Annotated in this window: 16 protein-coding genes; 5 read left to right on the forward strand and 11 right to left on the reverse strand. The window is 58.2% G+C overall.

What is annotated here, in order from left to right; translation table 11 throughout:
- Positions 1-3 precede the first annotated feature (3 nt).
- The 4 genes from P8A24_RS03990 to wecB are packed head-to-tail and all read right to left on the reverse strand — an operon-like array spanning position 4 to position 4,601.
- Positions 4-582, reverse strand: coding sequence for a hypothetical protein (locus P8A24_RS03990; protein WP_278059978.1), 579 nt, complete (start codon positions 580-582; stop codon positions 4-6).
- Positions 579-2,243: a glycosyltransferase gene (locus P8A24_RS03995; RefSeq protein ID WP_278059980.1), complete on the reverse strand. Its 1,665-nt coding sequence runs from the start codon at positions 2,241-2,243 to the stop codon at positions 579-581. The genes P8A24_RS03990 and P8A24_RS03995 overlap by 4 nt, the downstream gene beginning before the upstream one ends.
- On the reverse strand, positions 2,233-3,465 hold the full coding sequence (locus tag P8A24_RS04000; RefSeq protein ID WP_278059982.1) for a glycosyltransferase family 4 protein: 1,233 nt from the start codon (positions 3,463-3,465) through the stop codon (positions 2,233-2,235). The genes P8A24_RS03995 and P8A24_RS04000 overlap by 11 nt, the downstream gene beginning before the upstream one ends.
- Complete coding sequence (gene wecB / locus P8A24_RS04005; protein WP_278060192.1) at positions 3,465-4,601, reverse strand: non-hydrolyzing UDP-N-acetylglucosamine 2-epimerase; 1,137 nt, start codon at positions 4,599-4,601, stop codon at positions 3,465-3,467. The genes P8A24_RS04000 and wecB overlap by 1 nt, the downstream gene beginning before the upstream one ends.
- Before the next feature lie 149 nt (positions 4,602-4,750).
- Here wecB and wecC point away from each other — a divergent pair, with 149 nt between their 5' ends.
- Positions 4,751-6,001, forward strand: coding sequence for a UDP-N-acetyl-D-mannosamine dehydrogenase (gene wecC, locus P8A24_RS04010; RefSeq protein ID WP_278059984.1), 1,251 nt, complete (start codon positions 4,751-4,753; stop codon positions 5,999-6,001).
- 68 nt (positions 6,002-6,069) lie between these two features.
- Here the strand turns inward: wecC and P8A24_RS04015 are convergent, their stop codons facing one another.
- The 6 genes from P8A24_RS04015 to P8A24_RS04040 all read right to left on the reverse strand — a co-directional run bounded on the left by P8A24_RS04015 (position 6,070) and on the right by P8A24_RS04040 (position 12,506).
- Complete coding sequence (locus P8A24_RS04015) at positions 6,070-7,641, reverse strand: CDP-glycerol glycerophosphotransferase family protein (protein ID WP_278059986.1); 1,572 nt, start codon at positions 7,639-7,641, stop codon at positions 6,070-6,072.
- On the reverse strand, positions 7,638-9,743 hold the full coding sequence (locus tag P8A24_RS04020) for a glycosyltransferase (RefSeq protein ID WP_278059988.1): 2,106 nt from the start codon (positions 9,741-9,743) through the stop codon (positions 7,638-7,640). The genes P8A24_RS04015 and P8A24_RS04020 overlap by 4 nt, the downstream gene beginning before the upstream one ends.
- Positions 9,734-10,351 carry a hypothetical protein gene (locus tag P8A24_RS04025; RefSeq protein WP_278059990.1) on the reverse strand — a complete coding sequence of 206 codons (618 nt, stop codon included), beginning with the start codon at positions 10,349-10,351 and terminating at the stop codon, positions 9,734-9,736. The genes P8A24_RS04020 and P8A24_RS04025 overlap by 10 nt, the downstream gene beginning before the upstream one ends.
- Positions 10,341-11,216, reverse strand: coding sequence for an ABC transporter ATP-binding protein (locus tag P8A24_RS04030; RefSeq protein WP_278059991.1), 876 nt, complete (start codon positions 11,214-11,216; stop codon positions 10,341-10,343). Before P8A24_RS04030 ends, P8A24_RS04025 begins: the two co-directional genes overlap by 11 nt.
- The gene (locus P8A24_RS04035; RefSeq protein WP_278059993.1) at positions 11,206-12,054 is read right to left on the reverse strand and encodes an ABC transporter permease; all 849 of its coding nucleotides are present in this window, start codon (positions 12,052-12,054) and stop codon (positions 11,206-11,208) included. The genes P8A24_RS04030 and P8A24_RS04035 overlap by 11 nt, the downstream gene beginning before the upstream one ends.
- Positions 12,055-12,116: 62 nt before the next feature.
- Positions 12,117-12,506 (reverse strand): GtrA family protein, encoded by a 390-nt coding sequence (locus P8A24_RS04040; protein WP_278059995.1) that lies wholly within the window; start codon positions 12,504-12,506, stop codon positions 12,117-12,119.
- Between the two features lie 80 nt (positions 12,507-12,586).
- Here P8A24_RS04040 and P8A24_RS04045 point away from each other — a divergent pair, with 80 nt between their 5' ends.
- The 4 genes from P8A24_RS04045 to P8A24_RS04060 all read left to right on the forward strand — a co-directional run bounded on the left by P8A24_RS04045 (position 12,587) and on the right by P8A24_RS04060 (position 15,860).
- Positions 12,587-13,054, forward strand: a complete 468-nt coding sequence (locus P8A24_RS04045; protein WP_278059996.1) for a GtrA family protein — start codon at positions 12,587-12,589, stop codon at positions 13,052-13,054.
- A 76-nt stretch (positions 13,055-13,130) separates the two neighbouring features.
- The gene (locus P8A24_RS04050; RefSeq protein WP_278059998.1) at positions 13,131-13,832 is read left to right on the forward strand and encodes a glycosyltransferase family 2 protein; all 702 of its coding nucleotides are present in this window, start codon (positions 13,131-13,133) and stop codon (positions 13,830-13,832) included.
- A gap of 1 nt (position 13,833) precedes the next feature.
- Positions 13,834-14,184 carry a DUF2304 domain-containing protein gene (locus tag P8A24_RS04055; protein WP_278060000.1) on the forward strand — a complete coding sequence of 117 codons (351 nt, stop codon included), beginning with the start codon at positions 13,834-13,836 and terminating at the stop codon, positions 14,182-14,184.
- Entirely contained in the window at positions 14,181-15,860 is a 1,680-nt protein-coding gene (locus P8A24_RS04060) for a DUF6020 family protein (RefSeq protein ID WP_278060002.1), read from the forward strand. Before P8A24_RS04055 ends, P8A24_RS04060 begins: the two co-directional genes overlap by 4 nt.
- A gap of 47 nt (positions 15,861-15,907) precedes the next feature.
- Here P8A24_RS04060 and galE read toward each other — a convergent pair whose 3' ends face one another.
- Positions 15,908-16,954: a UDP-glucose 4-epimerase GalE gene (gene galE / locus P8A24_RS04065; protein WP_307014880.1), complete on the reverse strand. Its 1,047-nt coding sequence runs from the start codon at positions 16,952-16,954 to the stop codon at positions 15,908-15,910.
- Positions 16,955-17,071 lie beyond the last annotated feature (117 nt).

The following is a 17,071-nucleotide window of genomic DNA, read 5'->3' on the forward strand; positions in this document are numbered from 1 at the left end:
AACCTACAGTATGAGGAAGAGCGCGGTGATGAGGAAGATAACCGAGACGGGGACGGCGATGATGGTGCCCACCAAGGCAATGAGGGTGACGCGCACGTCGTCTTTCAAATACGGCGCGTTGTCCACACCTCCGGCCATCGCGATCGCGGCTCGCTGTGCTGCCTCGATTCGAGGCAGGTACGTCTGGCGAAGCTGCGCTGATTCGGCCATCGCCTTCTGTGAGCGTTCCCGAGCGATCGCATGCTTGCGTTCTTCGGTCAGTGCCGCTTCGGCGTCGTCGCGGACAACGAGCTGGCCCGCGCCACCCGACGCCGGCGCGCTGTTCGACAGGCGCGCTTGGGTGGCTTTCACTCCCGCCTCGAGACGGCGCCTGCGCCACGCAAAGAGTGCCACAGGGATCGCTGCGACGATGCCAACGATAAACGGTAGCCAGGTGCCGCCTGCCATATTCCCGGCTCTCCAGCCGGCCAGAAGAAGGAACACGACGACGAAGGTGGAAACTCCGACAAGCAGGCGCCCAGCTCCGCGTCCGAGCCGTTCGATCAGCGGCAAAATGATAGACATCGAGCCTGCACGGATCATGAGCGCCCTCCTTCGCTGGTGAATAGTTGGCTGTAGAGCCTACCGTATGCGCGAGTGTTTGCGGGCCACGTGCGCCGCGCAGCTTCAGATTTCGCCGCCGCGGAGGCGGCTGCGTACGCGGTAGGGGAGTCCATCAGGGAACGGATCGCATCCGCCATCGCCTGCGCATTGCCAGGTTCGAACGCGATTCCGGCACCGGCATCGGTGACCATTTCGCGTAGCGGTGCAAGGTCGGAGATCACCACGGGAGTGCCGTTCGACATTGCTTCGACAGGTTTAATCGGCGTAATGGTTTCGGTGACGAGGGTGCGGCGCCGTGGAACGGCGAACAGATCAAGCGCCTGGTACCAGGTGTGGGAGTCGCTCCGGCTGACGCGGCCGGGCATTGTGATCGCTTCCTCGAGCCCGAGCGTGTCCCGTAGCCCGGTGACTTTTGCTCGCGATACGCCGTCGCCGGCGATGACACCGCGCACGTTGCGTCCCTCGGCTCGCAGGATGCCGATGGCCTCCACGAGCGTGTCGAGCCCTTCGTAGTCGACAATCGATGTGAGGGTGCCAACCGTGAATGCTTGCGTCAGACCGAGTCGATCGCGTGCCTGAGTGGGAGTGAGCGGCGTGACATCCGCGGGTGAGTAGGCGTTGGGAATGATTGTGATTTTCTCGGCGTCCACGCCGCGTGCCACGAGGTCGTCGAGTTGCACTTTCGACAAGACAACGACGGCGGAGGCGGATTTGGCGAGTTCGGCCTCTTTTTCTTGGATGAGATGGAACAGTTCGGAGTGTGCCGCACCGTCGCGTTCGGATTCGGGCAGCGACGCCACCCACGATTTTTCGCGTTGCCCGCGCATTTCGTACACCCACGGAATCCCGAAAGCCTCCGCGACCGCGCGCGCAACCTCTGCGTTGGTGTAGTCGGTGGTGGCGTGCAACGCGCGTGGGCGGAGCTTCGCAACGAGCGACGCCAAGTAGTCGGCGTGCATCTGGGCCCGCTCGTAGGCGCCGAGTGGGTAAGAATCGGGCTGGATACGCCAGTAGCGCACGCCGTCGACATCGGAAAAGAGGGGAGCGCTCGCTGAGCCGATGATCGTGGGATAGCCCAGGCGTGTCACCCCGGCGACGTTCATGCCTGCGTCACGCTGGCCGGCGATGATGGCACTGGTTCGAACAGTGTAGCCAGAGGAAGTGTAGGGGGCGGAGGAGACGAGGACGTGGAGCACATCGAGGCGCTGAGAGCTATCGGTTTGTGCTGGCATCACCGGAACGTCGAGTGCGAGCGGCTGGGTGAGTAGACGGCGTTCGCTTTCGTAGCGTTGGCGAAGCTTCGTGTTTGGCGTGAGCGCAGCAATTGCCTCGCTGATCTTCCCGACTGCCCGAAGGTAACGTGCGCGTTGGAGCGGGGTCGCTGTGGCGCCGGGGTCCATACCTTTCGCCACGCGCATGGAGCGCACGAAAGGCCCGGGCGTGTCCAGTGTGGATGGGTGGTCGGCGAGGAAGGCACCAACCTGCGCGAGGTAGGGAATATTCGTTGCGTCGGCGGCCCGCGCGACGGCGTCGCGGAGCTTACGTGGCAGGCGGCGGCTCGTCTGAAGTGCGAGGAATGCGGGATCTTCAGTGGCCATCGTTTTGATGGCGGAGGCGGCGAGTCGGAGATTAACGGGCACGAGCACACTCCTCCAGAGCGGTGACGAAGGTTGCAGATGGTTGTTCTTGAGCAAGTTCCTCAGTGAGGAACGTGTGACCAGTGTTGCCGACGTCGAGCCGGCTGGGGGAGCTGGCAAGAGAGATCCAGAGATCAGCGAGCGCCTGCGCGTCCATGGGCGCTACGGCTTGCCCGACGCCGGAGCGTTCGAGTAACTGTGCGCCTTCTCCTGCGAGCGCCGCGCTCACAAACCGGCCAGAATTGATCGCTTCAAACAGTTTGGACGGGATGGTGGTTGTCAGTGGTGGCCAGTCTTTCAAATGGACGAGAACGGTATCGCACCAGGCGAGGTGGGCGGGAATCTCGGATCGGTCGACGCGCCGGGTGAATTCGACGTCGTCGGAGGCGACGGCGCGAAGGCGCTGCTCGTGAGCTCCGGTGCCGACGAGGCGTAGGTGCACGTCAGTGCCCGCATTCTTTGCGAGGCGCACTGCCTCGATCGCGTTCTCGAGGCCCTGGGCGCGCCCGAGCGTTCCTGTGTAGAGCACGCGCAACTCGCTGTGGGGTTCGGTGGCGGGTAGCATGGGGGCGGACTGAAGATCGAGGAGTAGCAGGTTGGTCAGCGGGCGGGCGTTGATCCCGCGTTCAGCGAGTTGGCGCGCATGCCAGCGCGAGGTGGTCAGGACGAGGTCCGCATGTGCGACGACGGTTCCGAAGGCTCGGCCTGCGGCGTGGAGCGCGGTTGCGAAGGCGCGCCTTGCAAGCGACGGTTCGCCGCCGTCGGCGGAGGCGACGTAGTCGACGAGTTCTGGCCAGGCATCGCGCAGGTCCAACACAAACGGCACACCGAGCCGCTTTGCCACCGTATATGCGGTAAAGGCTGTAGGGAGTGGGGGCGCGGTCGCGATGACGACGTCGGGGCGCCGATCGCGTGCCGAACGCAGGGCAGTGCGCACTGACGTGCCGGAGACTGTTGCCTGATCGACAATTCGCGAAGGAATCGCTTGAGTGTGTGGGCGGAATTGTGCCCTGTAGAGAACTTCGCGTGGGCCTAGCCGAGTGACGGCTCCGGCTTGGTCTTCCCGGGCAGTGGACAGGAGCGTGCCGGTGGGATAGTGCGGGGGAGGCGCGACGATGGACACAGTGTGGCCGGCATTCGTGAGCTGGTCGACCATCCAGCGCCCGCGGCGCTGTGGCACGCCCTTTTCGGGAGCCCACTGTTGGGCGACGAACAGAACGTGCATCAGGCCACCGGGGAAAAATCGGGCAGGCGCTGGCCGATTCCAAGGAGCGCAGCGATTGCGGCGACGCAACGGGAAGAAGCCTCGCCGTCGCCGTATGGGTTCACCGCATTCGCCATAGCCTCGTAGGCGGCGCGGTTGTCCTTGAGGCGGGACACCTCCGTAACGATGCGATCGGTATCGGTGCCGATCAGCTTTACCGTTCCGGCGTCCACAGCTTCCGGGCGTTCAGTGTTTTCGCGCAGAACAAGGACGGGCTTACCGAGGGAGGGTGCCTCTTCTTGGACGCCGCCAGAATCGGTGAGTACGATGTGGGCGGCTTTGATGACATGGGTGAACTGTGGATAGTCGAGGGGATCGAGGAGCACAACGTTCGGCTCACTGTCGATCTGTGGGGCGATGAGTTCGCGGACCTTCGGGTTGCGATGGATGGGGAAGACAATCAGATCATCTGGGTACGCACGGGCAAGTTCGCGAAGCGCCTGCGCTGTATTGCGCATCGGTTCGCCAATATTTTCGCGCCGGTGAGAGGTGACAAGGAGGATCCTTCGGCCAGAGGCGAGGGCATCGGCGAGCGTGGGATCGGAAAAATCAACATGCTCCTCGACGGTGTGGAACAAGGCGTCGATCACAGTGTTGCCCGTGACGGCGATGGACTCAGGCACGACGCCGTCGTGAAGCAAGTTGGCCTTCGATTCCTCAGTGGGTGCGAGGTGGAGTGAGGCGATCTGCGAGACCACTTTGCGGTTACCTTCCTCAGGGAACGGTGAGAAGAGGTTGCCACTGCGCAGGCCAGCTTCGAGGTGTACGACAGGGATTTCGCGGTAGAACGCGGCGAGAGCAGCGCAGGTGACGGACGAGGTGTCACCTTGAACCACGAGCGCATCGGGTGCGTACTGCTCAAGGATCGGATCGAGCCCAGCGAAGATCTTCCCGGCCATCGAGTTGAGTGACTGACCGGGGGCAAAGATTTCGAGATCGACATCGGGAGTGATCTTGAACAGCTGATTGACCTGGTCGAGCATTTCGCGATGTTGACCGGTGGAGACGACGATGGGAGTGAAATCCGGGGAGGCCTCCAGCGCCTTGATGAGCGGAGCGACCTTGATGCCCTCAGGGCGTGTTCCGTACACCACCATTATTTTTTTCACGGGTTCCTCCTTGTGACACCGTCGACTGCGCCACCATTTTACCAGTAGCGAAGCGTAGGACTCATGACCGTGCGGTGGACGGTAGAATGATTGTCGAGTGTCTGACCGGCACAAATGTTTGATGGAAGTAGAGGAATATGGCACGCAAAGTTGTGGTGATTGGTTTGGGCTATATTGGCCTGCCCACCGCCGTCGTTCTCGCAGAATCTGGCTGGGAAGTGACGGGTGTTGATGTCTCGGACCGCACGATCGAGTATGTGTCGGCAGGTCGCCTGCCCTTCGTTGAGGAAGGATTGGCTGATGCCCTGAAGAAAGTTGTCGAGAATGGCTCGCTCAAGGTCCAAAAGGAAACTCCAAAAGGCAACATCTTTATCATTTCTGTTCCGACTCCTTTCAAGGGAGATCACGAGCTCGATTCAGGCGCGATCGATTTGGCAACCGATGCTCTCATCCCGCAGCTTGAGGGCGATGAACTGGTGATTCTTGAATCGACTTCTCCTCCGGGAACCACTGAGCGTATGGCGCAGCGAGTAATGGATGCCCGCCCGGATCTGTCGGTTGATGGCTCGAATGGCCGCCCGATCGTGCATTTCGCGCACGCCCCGGAACGCGTCCTTCCTGGCCGTATCATGATTGAGATGCGTGCGAACGATCGCATTGTTGGTGGTATGACCCCGGAAGCTACCAAGCGTGCGGCAGAGGTTTACCGCTCCTTCACGGAGGGCGAGGTTGCCGAAACGGATGCCCGCACTGCTGAGATGAGCAAGCTTACCGAGAACGCCTTCCGTGATGTCAACATTGCGTTTGCGAACGAGCTCTCCCTGATTGCGGACGAGCAGGGGATCGACGTGTGGGAGCTGATTTCGCTTGCGAACCGCCACCCGCGCGTGAACATTTTGAACCCCGGCCCGGGCGTGGGCGGTCACTGCATCGCGGTGGATCCGTGGTTCATCGTTTCCACCTCGCCGTTTGCCAAGTTGATCAAGCAGGCCCGAGAAATCAATGATGGTAAGCCGGATTTCGTGATGGGCAAGCTCGAAGAAGCTGTTGCACAGAAGAAGGCGGAGAAGGGCACGGCAACGATCGCCCTGCTCGGCTTGGCTTTCAAGCCGAATATCGACGATCTTCGAGAATCTCCTGCGATGGCGATTGCGCAGCGCGTGGCTGCAGAGTACCCGGAAGATCGGGTGCTAGTTGTCGAGCCGTTCGTTCCGGAAATCCCAGCGAAGATCGCGAACTTCCGCAACGTGGAATACGTTGATGCGCACACGGCCGTCCAGCAGGCGGATGTTGTGGTTGAGCTCGTGGCCCACGATCAGTTCAAGGATCTCAAGGGTTCCATCCCAGATTCGGTCGCAGTGATCGACACCACCGGTTTGTGGCGCTAAGCGTACGTATCGAACGGGGCGAGGGAGTTTTTCTCCCTCGCCCCGTTCGTTTGTTGGTGGCCTGGCGGCTAGTCGCTGAGCATGGATCGGATCGATTTGACCACCCGCGCTGAGTTATTGCGATCGACGTGCGCGAAGGCGGCGTCGCGGCGGGCGCGGAACTCATCACCGAGAGTGGGCAGCGCATCTTCGCCAATCATGGCGAGTACGGCATCGCGTGTTTCTTCAAGTGTGCCAGCAACTGGTCCGAACCCGGTTTCTCGCGTGTCGTCATCGCCACGCTCGTAGGTTTGCCCCTCGTAAAAAGTTTCCACGTCGAACTGCGCGTACACCACGGGTTTGTCCAGGTAAGCGACGTCGTAGGCGACGGAGGAGTAGTCGGTGACGAGCAGTGCGCAACACTCGAAAGCCCCAGGGTAGTCGTGGGGAGGAGTCGAAACTGTGACGACGTCGTTGCCGGAGAACTCGTGAGTGTAGTTGGCGAGCGAGGGATGCAGGAGGAACTCGATTCGATACCCCGCCTCGCGCAGTCCAGCGAGGAGGGCACGGTCGGAAAGGAACGCGTTCCAAAACTGACAGTACTGCGATGAACGGAATTCGTCGGCGCAGACGCCGGCAAGATTGGTGCGCCACGTCGGCGCGACGAGGACCACGCGTTCGGCCCTGTTTTCGAGCCGGTCCATGCGGGGCATACCCGTGAGCGCGACCTGGCCCGGCTGGTACCCGTAGCTGGAGGCGAGGGCACGCGCTTCGGCGTCGCCGGAGGCGACCACGAGATCGATACGTTTCACATATCGTCCCAGTACTGCGGATAGGTCGTGGAAAAGTACTCCGTGCTGGAGGAAAACAAATCGCCACGGGTAAAGATCACGGTAGACTCCGTGGTCGCCAAGCGGATCGATTACGTAGGGGCCGGCTTGCGAGGATGCCACGACGCGCGCTCCAAGTGCGGCGAACTTTCCGGGTAATGACGCAGGATCGACGACTTTTCCAAACTCGGCAAGCCGTGCGCGTTCGGCGGCATTCGCGATCGCGAAGACGGGCACGACGTCGGGGCTCGGGTGAGCGGCGAGGTGCCGGAAAAGAGCCTCGCCGTTGTCGCCCGCTTTGTTCGGCGAGTCCGAAATCAGCCAGGTGCGTTGGTGGAGCACTCGGGCGAGCGGGGCGAGCACACGGTAGAAAAAAATGCGAGCAGGTAGCGCGCTTTTGACAACAGACGCTGCGAGCGCCGTGTTCCACCGCAGGCTCGCGAGCACGGCGGCTCGCGTTCCGCTAGAGAAAGTAAGCGTGGTCGGGTTCGTTTTCGCAATCACGCGCCCACCGATACGTTTGTAAGCGAACCGTCGCGACGACATCGCAGCAGCACCGCGAAGCTCGAGCCGGCCGACGTCGTGCGAGCCCGATATTCGCAGTTGGAGGGTCGAAGAGTTACCGGGGACAACGAGTAATGCAGAATTCACTGCGCCGGCACCGCCCAGCGCGCGGAAACGACCGGCAGAAGCAACACAGAAATCCGTGAGCGGGGCGAACACTCCGTCGATGCCCAGCTCACACTCGCTGGGAGGCTGAGGCGTGACCACATGAATCGCCCAGTTCCCAGCAGCTACCTCGACGAGATCAACGAAGAATACCTCGCTCATTGGGGAGCTTTCGTCGCAATGTCTGCAAGTGCTCTCTCGAACGATACGAGATCGCCAATCGTCGACGTGTAGTGGGCGTCGAGCTTCGATAGCGGAGAACCGGGTTGCACGATCGCCCATATCGGCGTGCCGGATGCGCGATAGTCCGAAACCTTCGACGGCAGGAACGGGTTGAGCGTCATCGACGCGGGGGCAAGGGCATCGGTGGCGAGGAGCACGTCGAACTGCCGGCAAGCGCCCACAAACTCCACATACGGTAGGTACGGATGCAGGTGCACGCGGTGCGCGATTCCGAGCTCTTTGACCTGCGCTTTCAACGCGTCGAAGGTGTTTGTGAAAATGTGGAGGTGAATGCGCTCATCGCTACCTGCCAGAGCGCCGAACACGTCGCTAAACCCTCGATTGGCATACACGGAGCCGAAATATCCGACGTTGATCGTCTCGGGGCTGAGCTGGAGATTTCGTGTTGGAGTGTCGAAGAGCGCAGGATGCGGAGCGGGATGTGGGCGCACTTCCACCTTGCGGGCGAAACGAGCCGCGTCGTCGGGGGAGTAGAACGAGAGCATGTAGGCAAGCTGGTTCTCGTTGGTCACGATCACTCGGTCGGCGAGCTCGAAAGCGGCGCGTTCAATGAAACCGAACAGATTGTCCTCTCCGTTGAGAGCCGGGCAAGCTCGGCGAACTTCCCGGGCGACGTCGTCGTCGGAAACTTTTCCGGGCCGGACGTTGCCTTCGGCGTCGGTGCGGAGAGGATCAGAAAACTCAGCCACCCATTCCACCTGCGGATGGCGCGCTTTGAAGAGAGCCGCTGCGAGATGAGAACCGGGCCAGAGCGCGCGCGAGTAGATGCAATCGTAGGCGTGGCCGGAGTGCCATATTTCGCCGCGCTCACACGCGCCCGCAGCGTACTGGGCGATCTCGTTCCAGTTCCCGAACGCGGTCGGGGTGTCAAGGAACTCAGCGCGCTTGATCCAACGCGAGGCGAGAAGATCGAGAGAGTGATCCGTGCGGCGGCGCGAGCTCATATCGTTCGCGATCACATCCGAGTATTGGCGGCGATCCGCCACCACTTTCGCTGCGATCACGCCGGCGGTGTCCGAGAACGGCGGGAAACAATAGGAGAACACAAGCTGCGTTGCAGGGGGGCGTTCGAGATCACTCCAGGCGAAGCGCTCAACTCCGGCGCGGATGACTGCCGCCTCAAGCTCGTCCATCTCGTTAGGATGGCCTGCCATATAGTTGCGCACAAAGCTCATCTGTGCGCCGACGCGCGAGGCGATCGGGCCGGCAACTGTCGGGCCGAGCTCGAGGCGTTGCACCGCCGCGATGACCTCGAGCCGCTGAACCACGTTGAAATCGAACGACTCCTCCTTGCGCGAAACAGAATCGGCGGCGAGCAGGCGGCGGTAGGCCGCGTTGTCCGGCCGCGCCGGCACGACCTTCAGGTGTGGGTAGGCGAGCAGACCCGCCCAGAAAACCACGTCTTCTCCTGAGCGTAGGCTCTCGTCGAAACGCAGTGTTTGCAGGATTGGCGTGGGGACGAGCTTGCATGCGTTGAAACTCAGTAGCCACGGGTAGTCGGCGATTTCGCCTCCTCGTAGCGCGGTAATTTGCCGATTGAGAGCGTTCGAAGCGTTCACGGTTCCGTCGGGAGTGACATCGAGGATCGGATTGACGACGACGGTGCCTGGTTCCGCAGCAGCCCAGGCGTTCGTGAGGTAATCGGGTTCGAGAGTGTCATCCACATCGAGGAACACGCAATAGCTTCGCTGAGCGAGGCGAATACCGAGGTTGCGAGCGGTACCTGCACCAGCATGTGCGCTGCGGTACCAGCGCAGCTCGAACCGATGCTCTGCAACGAGAAGATCAGCGGCGCCGTCGTCGGGGCCGTTGAGTACCACGATCACTTCAAATAGATCGGTGGCGAGGGTTTGCGCGGCGAGCGAGTCGAGGAGGGCGGGCAAATACTCGCGGGATTTGTAGGCAGGGACGATCACGGTGACGCCAGCGGCGAGTGGCGAGAGTCCGCTCGGTGTGGATACGCGTTGAGTACGGTGGATCCGCCCAAGGGCTCGCAGCGTTGAGTCAGTGTTTAGAACCATTTTCGGAGCTTTCTGCGGAATCCTCGGAGCTTGCGGAGGGCGGTACCGATCGGCGTGTCTGTCACGAAGTGCCACTCGCGTTTCCAGTCGGCGAAGCGGAGTGCGAGTTCTTCGTAATCGGCGTTGCCTCCAACTGTGGGGCGATCGACGAGAGTGTCGAAGGGCGAGGGTGCACCTGCCGCGATCTGCGCTGCGAGGAGGTTTTCCTCGGTTTCTTGGATTCGGTGTGCGAGAAGGTGACGGCTGAGTTCGAGTGCCTGCGCGAGGCTGCGGGGCTCAGCTGCTTCATATGGTGCGAGTTCCCTTGGACCGACCCAAAGTGCTGGCGCACCGAACAGCTCGACGATGCACGCCACACGAGGCTCGATTACAGCCTGAAGTATCTGCGCGGGCGAGTCTGTTCCGACGACGACGGTCGCGATATTCGCGTTTGACGCAAGCTGTTCGATACGGGCGAAACTCGGCGCGTCAACGTCGGCAACCACCGCAGAAACCTGCGCGATCACACCAGCAAGCGCATCGACGTCGGGAAGGAGAATCGCGCCGCTCGGAAGCGGCGGGATCGGCCGATCGCCGCCAACGTACGCGAGCGTTCCCTCAGGCAACATAGGCTGTGCCGTCCTCGTTGTGGACCAGCTCGACCTTCGGGAAGCGCTCACGGCAGTCGGCCTCGATCTCGGCCATGATTTTGGGGCTCCCCTTTGCCGAATGCCAGGCCCAACGCTCATACATTTTCGTGATCTCTTCGGGATCGCCGTCGGCAAGGATCCCGCCGTCGTGGAGCCAGATCACTCGGTTGCACAGTTCGCGAATCAGCGTGGGGGAGTGCGAGACAACGAAAACGGTTCCTGCCGCATCGAGCGTTTCGTGCATACGCTTCTCCGACTTCTCTTTGAAAGCGGTATCGCCCGTTGCGAGTGCCTCATCAATTAAGAGGATTTCGGGGCGTGCGGTGGTCGAAATTGCGAAACGTAGGCGCGCGGCCATTCCCGAGGAATAGGTTTTCATCGGGCGGTGGATTGCCGTGCCAATCGAAGTGAAGGAAACGATATCCGGGAGAGCGGCTTCGGCTTCTTCAGGGCTCATTCCCATCGCCAAACAGCCCAGGCGCGCGTTTTCGTACCCAGACAGTTCGGGGACGAGCGCGGCTGAGACTCCCAAGAGGACTGGCTGGCTCGCGGCATACACCTTGCCTGACGCCGGAGACTCGGCACCCGCGACAATGCGCAGGAGCGTTGATTTTCCGGCGCCGTTGTGACCGACGATTCCGATCGATTCGCCGCTCTTTGCCAGGAGAGTGAGGTCAGTGAAAGGCGCGACGTCGACCATCGGAGGGCGCCCGAGGAGCTTTCCTTTGACCTTCTGGATGAACGAGGCGTTCTTGCGTTCTTCAGGAGAAGTTGACGGCGTTTTGTAGAGCACCGACACCTTGTCGAGGATGATGTTGTATTCGAGCTTAAGGTTATTTGACATTCGAGAACTTCTCCTCGTTGTACCAGAACAGCACGAAACCAAAAATGAACATTCCGATACTCCAAGCAGTGAAGGACAGCCAGAGCCATGCTTGTGGAAGACGGTTGTAGACGAGGAGTTCGCGGCACAGTTCAAGGAACTGCCAGCCGGGGTTGATCTCCATGATCGCCACGACCTTCGGATGGCCTTTAAACTGTTCCATCGCCCAGATGACGCCCGAGCCGTAGAACCAGAAACGCGTGATCACAGGCCAGATGAACTTCAGATCGGGAATCAAGGTGGTCATCGCTGAGGTAAAGAATGCCAAGCCTAAGCCGAATGGGATTGCGATCGCAAAGGCAACGGGGAACAGAAGCCATGTCCAATACGGTAAGGAGTGCGGAGGGACGATGACGATGAAGAGGATCGTGGCATACAAAGTAGGCAAGAAATCGTAAAGATTTCGCAGAGTGAACGAGAAAACAAGGGAGGCTCTCGGGAAGCTGAATGCGCGGATGAGATTGCGCCCGTTCGTGATGATGTTGGTTGCTCCGCCGAGTTGGTTGTTGAGGAATTGGAAGAAAGTGACCCCAACAACGAGGTAGCCGACGAAGCCCGCACGGCTCTTGGAGAAGCCGAGAAGAACGCCGAAGATCACGTAGTAGACCGCAGCGTTCAGAAACGGGCTGAGGATGAGCCAGATCGTTCCTAGGGTGGTGTCTTTGATCGACCCGTATGCCTTGGCTTTCGACTCGCGCTGGATGAAGTAGCGGCGTGCCCACAGATTCCGGACGTACTCAAGCAACGGAGGGCGCGCGCCGATCGGCGTATACTGCTCCAAATCCACTTTTGTATTCACCCCACCAATTTACCAGATGCGCGCTCCTCGAAATATGAGCAAGAAATACCGGTTCCCGTGTCCTATTCGCGCGATTCGAGCGTCTTTTTCCGAGAAACGAAATTCCACACCATCACGATCGCTGTGGCAAACACTTTCGATGCCATGTAGTTTAGGCCGATAACGCCGGTAAGAAGCCACATTGTTAGGTTGTTCAGGATGAGCCCGAAGAGTGCGAGGACCACGAAGATTGTGAATTCTCGGGAGCGTCTGAGATCGCTACGGCGTGCAAAAACGTATCTCATCGAGGCGACGTAGTTGAAGACCAACGAGATGCAGTATGCGACAGTAGCTGAGACGAGATAGTTGAGCCCCGTGACCGAAACGAGAAACCATAGCAGAGCAAAATCGAGGACGGTCGCAAGTACCCCAACAATTCCGAATCTGGAAATTTGGGCGAAAAGGCGATTCATGCCGGTACCCTTTCGAGCGAAGTGGTGACGCGACGTTACTGCGCCTACTAGCGTGTATGCTATCAACATCCAGGAACGTGGTGGAATCGATCCGCAAGTCGATGGAAGGAACGCAAGTAGTGGTTGACCCGCAGCGAGACAGATCTGATCGAGGCCGAGCGTCCAGCGAGTTCGGTGCAATTGTCCGTTATATTGTGAGTGCTGGAATTTCCTTCGTGCTAGATGTGGTGCTCTTCGCCGTATTCCAAATTGCGTTGCAGGCGGTCATGGGACGTTATTCGATTCTTGTTGCCACTGTGCTTGCACGAGCGATCTCGTCTTTCGTGAATTTTCTTCTCAACTCGTACTTCGTTTTCAAAAGCCAAAAAAAGAACGCGATCTATCAGTACTATGCTCTCGTTGTCACACAAATGACGGTGTCGGCGCTAGCTGTGTATCTGCTGAGTTTTGTGTTCGCCGTCGCACCTGTGGCGATCAAGATCCCTGTTGAAATCGTCATTTTCTGCGCAAACTACTTAATCCAGAGATTTGTCATTTTCTCGAAGTGAACCAATGTTAAAATTTCATGGGCTTATGCATGATTTTTCGAGGAAGGTTGGCTAGATGGGGAGTAGTCACGGACGCGTGGTAGTGCTTGTCCCTTGTTATAACGAGGCGGGTGGAATTGCGAACGTTGTTGAGGGCTTGCGTCGATCGGGTTACGACTATCTTGTGATTAACGATTGCTCGACGGATAATTCTGCACAGATCTTGCGGTCGGTTGGTGCAAACTTCCTCGATCTTCCAAACAACTTGGGGATTGGCGGTGCGATGCAGACTGGGTATCGCTGGGCGCAACGCCATGGCTATGATGTGGCGATCCAGTTCGACGGCGATGGTCAACACCGCACAGATGAAATCGACAAAATTGTCGGCCCGATCCTAGCGGGTGAAGCTGACTTCGTTGTGGGGTCGCGGTTTGTAGGGGATGCTAAGGGCGCAGGCTTTCAAAGTACGTGGCTACGTCGCGTTGGGATTAAGACCATCTCGTCGGTGACGAAGTTTCTCACCAGGGGGAAAACGATTCTCGATTCGACGTCAGGATTTCGCGCAGCAAATTCGGAGATTATTCAGCAGTTTGCCGATCGTTATCCGTCTGAATACCCGGAACCGTTGACTAATCTCGCTGTTCTTAAGAGCCGGCTGCGTACTCTTGAGGTTCCTGTCACAATGAATGAAAGGGAATTCGGGGAATCCTCGATCGGTGGCCTGTCGTCGGTCTATTACATGCTGAACGTCGTAATTCAGCTGTTCCTGGTTTCCCGGTTCCCTCAGGAGGACTTCTAAAATGCCCGTTGTCTTGTCGTTGCTAGTCACCCTTGTCGGGCTGCTTCTCGCGCTGTACGTTCTCAAGAACATCAAGACGCACAAGCTTGATTTCAGGCACGGTCTCTTTTGGCTGGTGCTTGCTAGCTTGATTGTGTTGTCTGCGTGGATTTATCCCCTTCTTCGTGTTGTCGCCGAAACGTTTGGTATCGAAAACGTCTCCAGCATGGCATTCTTCTTTGCCCTTGTACTACTGATTTATTTGTCGTTCACGTATTCGAGAGCCTTGTCCAAGCAACGCCGGCAGGTCACTAAGCTCACTCAAGAGTTAGCCCTTCTGCGCCGCGATCTGGAGGGGGGAAGCCATCAATGAATACTCTGAGCGAGTATCGTCATCTCCTTAGCGCAAACCGGATGCCCGTCGTCGTTCTGCTCGTTGCAGGGACGCTGACGTCATTTATCAATGCGCTGGGCATGTCTCTTGTTCCGACCGGGAGGTGGGAAGTAGGCCCACTCACGCTCATCGGCCTCACAGTGGTGGGGATACCATTCTGGGTTGTTGCATACGGGATTGCAACGTTGTTGTACACGCACTTCGCAGGGAAAAAACTGCCGGGTCCCTTGCGTTTCGTTGAAAATGCTTCGGTGCCTCAACTTGCTGGCATACTCATCGTCTTTTGGCTACCGTACTTGCTGGTCTTCTATCCAGGAACAGCGAACATGGATACGGTGTTACAGATCAGGAATTTCTTAGGTGACGATGTTAAGACGGTGAGTCTGCCGAGCGAGGGGTTCCGTTTCAAGGATGCTAATCCGCTCCTTGATACATTGGTTTACGGCGCAGTTGTTTACTTTTCGTCTGTTGTCTCTCAGTACCTTCCTTTGGGGGCCGTCAACGCAGGCTGGAATCTTGGCATGGCGCTCCTAGCACTGACCCAAATTGTTGGCACCGCTTTCGCAGTCGCGTATGCCGTCTCGTTCTTCCGTGGGTTTGACAAAGGTCGGTCACTGACTCTCATCGCATACGTCATGTTTGCGTTGCTCCCGGTTTACCCGATGTATGCCATTTGTGTGGTCAAAGATTCTACTCAGGTCCCATTCTTCATTGTCTTTTTCGTGATGTTCGCGAAGATTCTTCACACACGAGGAGCGGTCCTCAGCTCTTGGAAGTGGGCGGTCGGTTTTTCACTGACTCTGTTGATGTTTGTTTTGACCAAGAAGACTGGTGAGTTTGTTCTACTGCTCGTCGTTCTTTTGATGCTTTTCGCAATAAAATCTCTGAAATTTCGCGTTCGTTTCCTTGCTTCGACGGGAGCGGTGCTTGTTTTCATGCACACTGTTATGCCCTTCGTTGTGTTCCCACTTCTGAACGTTGAACCTGGTCAGAAAGCGGAATCTTTGGGTCCACTTTATCAGGCAACCGCCGCATACGTGTCGGCGCATCCGCAGCAGGTCACAGCTGAAGAAAAAGCTGTTATCGATCGTATATTGAAATACGACACACTCGCTGAGAGGTATGATTTTTCGCTCAGCGATCCCGTGAAGAACCGGTCTAATTTTGACGCCACTGAGGACGAGTTCGCAGCCTACTACAAGGTGTGGTTGAAACAATTGGCTCGGGAACCAGCTACCATTGTCGGTTCGCTGATTTTCCCTATCCTCGGGTTCGTTTCGGACCAAAAGCAGGTAGGCTTTTATTATGAAGCTGGCAAGTATCAGGCAGTGAAATATCCAGCCGTATTAAAGCCCGCGCGCGATTTCGTATTCCATGCGACGCAGTGGTATCCCAAAGCTGGTGCGACTGCAGCGTTCGGTAGCGTTGCATTCTATACGCTGTGGATTCCCGTCGCTTCGCTGGTGATCGCCTTAATCAGAACACGACGTTGGCCTGTGACCGCCTACTGGATCCCGATTGTGGCATCTCTTGTGCTTCTTGCGCCTTCTCCCGTGACTTCCACCCGGTACGCTCTTAACCTCATTTGGGTCGCTCCGCTACTTTTGCTCCTTCCACTAGTCGGTGCCCAGGAAAAGACAAGTACGCATCGATAAAAAATATGTACCCGGCGCGGTTCATTCACCGCGCCGGGTACATATTTTTAAAGTTGGGCTGGGCGAGAGATGGGATCTCCGTCAGGATAGCCCTCCGGATTCGCCTGTTGGAACCGCCATGTATCCGCGCACATTTCGTCGATCGTCTTTTCGGCGGTCCATCCGAGTTCGATCTTGGCGCGTGAGGCATCAGCCCAGAATGCGTCGCGATCGCCGTCGCGCCGAGGCGCATACTCGATGGGGAGCGTAAGGCCCGAGGCTTTTTCAAATGCGTGAATAAGCTCCAAGACGGAGGTGCCTTGGCCAGTGCCAAAGTTCCATGCTCGAACCTTGGTGTCGTGAGCTGCAAGGTAATCGAGTGCGGCGACGTGGCCTGCTGCGAGATCCTGCACATGGATGTAATCACGTAGACAAGTACCATCGGGGGTGGGGTAATCGGTGCCGAACACGTAAAGCTTCTCGCGGCGACCAGTGGCAACGGAGGCGATTGCGGGCATCAAATTGTTCGGAATACCGAGCGGATCTTCGCCGATCGTCCCGGATGGGTGTGCGCCGACTGGGTTGAAGTAACGTAAGAGGCCTACCTGAATATCGGCAACTTTGGCTGTATCGGTCAGTACACGTTCGATCGCGACTTTCGAATACCCGTACGGCGAGAGTGAGTTGACGGCCTCCATATCTTCCTGGAATGGGATCGGGTTATTGCCGTAGACAGTCGCTGAAGACGAGAAAACAATGTGACGAGTTTCAGCTGTCGCCATTCCATGGAGCAAGTTGAACGTGGTGTTCATATTGGTTTCGTAGTACCACAATGGTTTTTCAACCGACTCACCCACAGCCTTCAGGCCAGCGAAGTGGATGACAGCGTCCGGCTGTTCCTGAGTGAAAATCGCTTCGGTGATCTCGCGGTTGGTCAGGTCGGCGTTGTACCAGGTCAGGTGCGAGCCAGTGAGAGCTTCAAGCCGGTCGATAACAACAGGTTTCGAGTTCGAAAAATTGTCGACAATGATCGGTTCGTGTCCTGCTTCGACAAGTTTGACCACTGTGTGAGATCCAATAAAGCCGGCTCCTCCGGCGACGAGTACGCGCATCATGGCTCCTCTAAGTCAAGCGAAAATATCCTTCCATATGATGATAACGCGTTGCTGCAGGTCCGATACTGCGTATGTTCTCTGCTGTAGAATTACTCAGGTGAGAATCGCGAGGGAATG

Source organism: Arcanobacterium wilhelmae, assembly GCF_029632765.1.
GTDB classification, from domain to species: domain Bacteria; phylum Actinomycetota; class Actinomycetes; order Actinomycetales; family Actinomycetaceae; genus Arcanobacterium; species Arcanobacterium wilhelmae.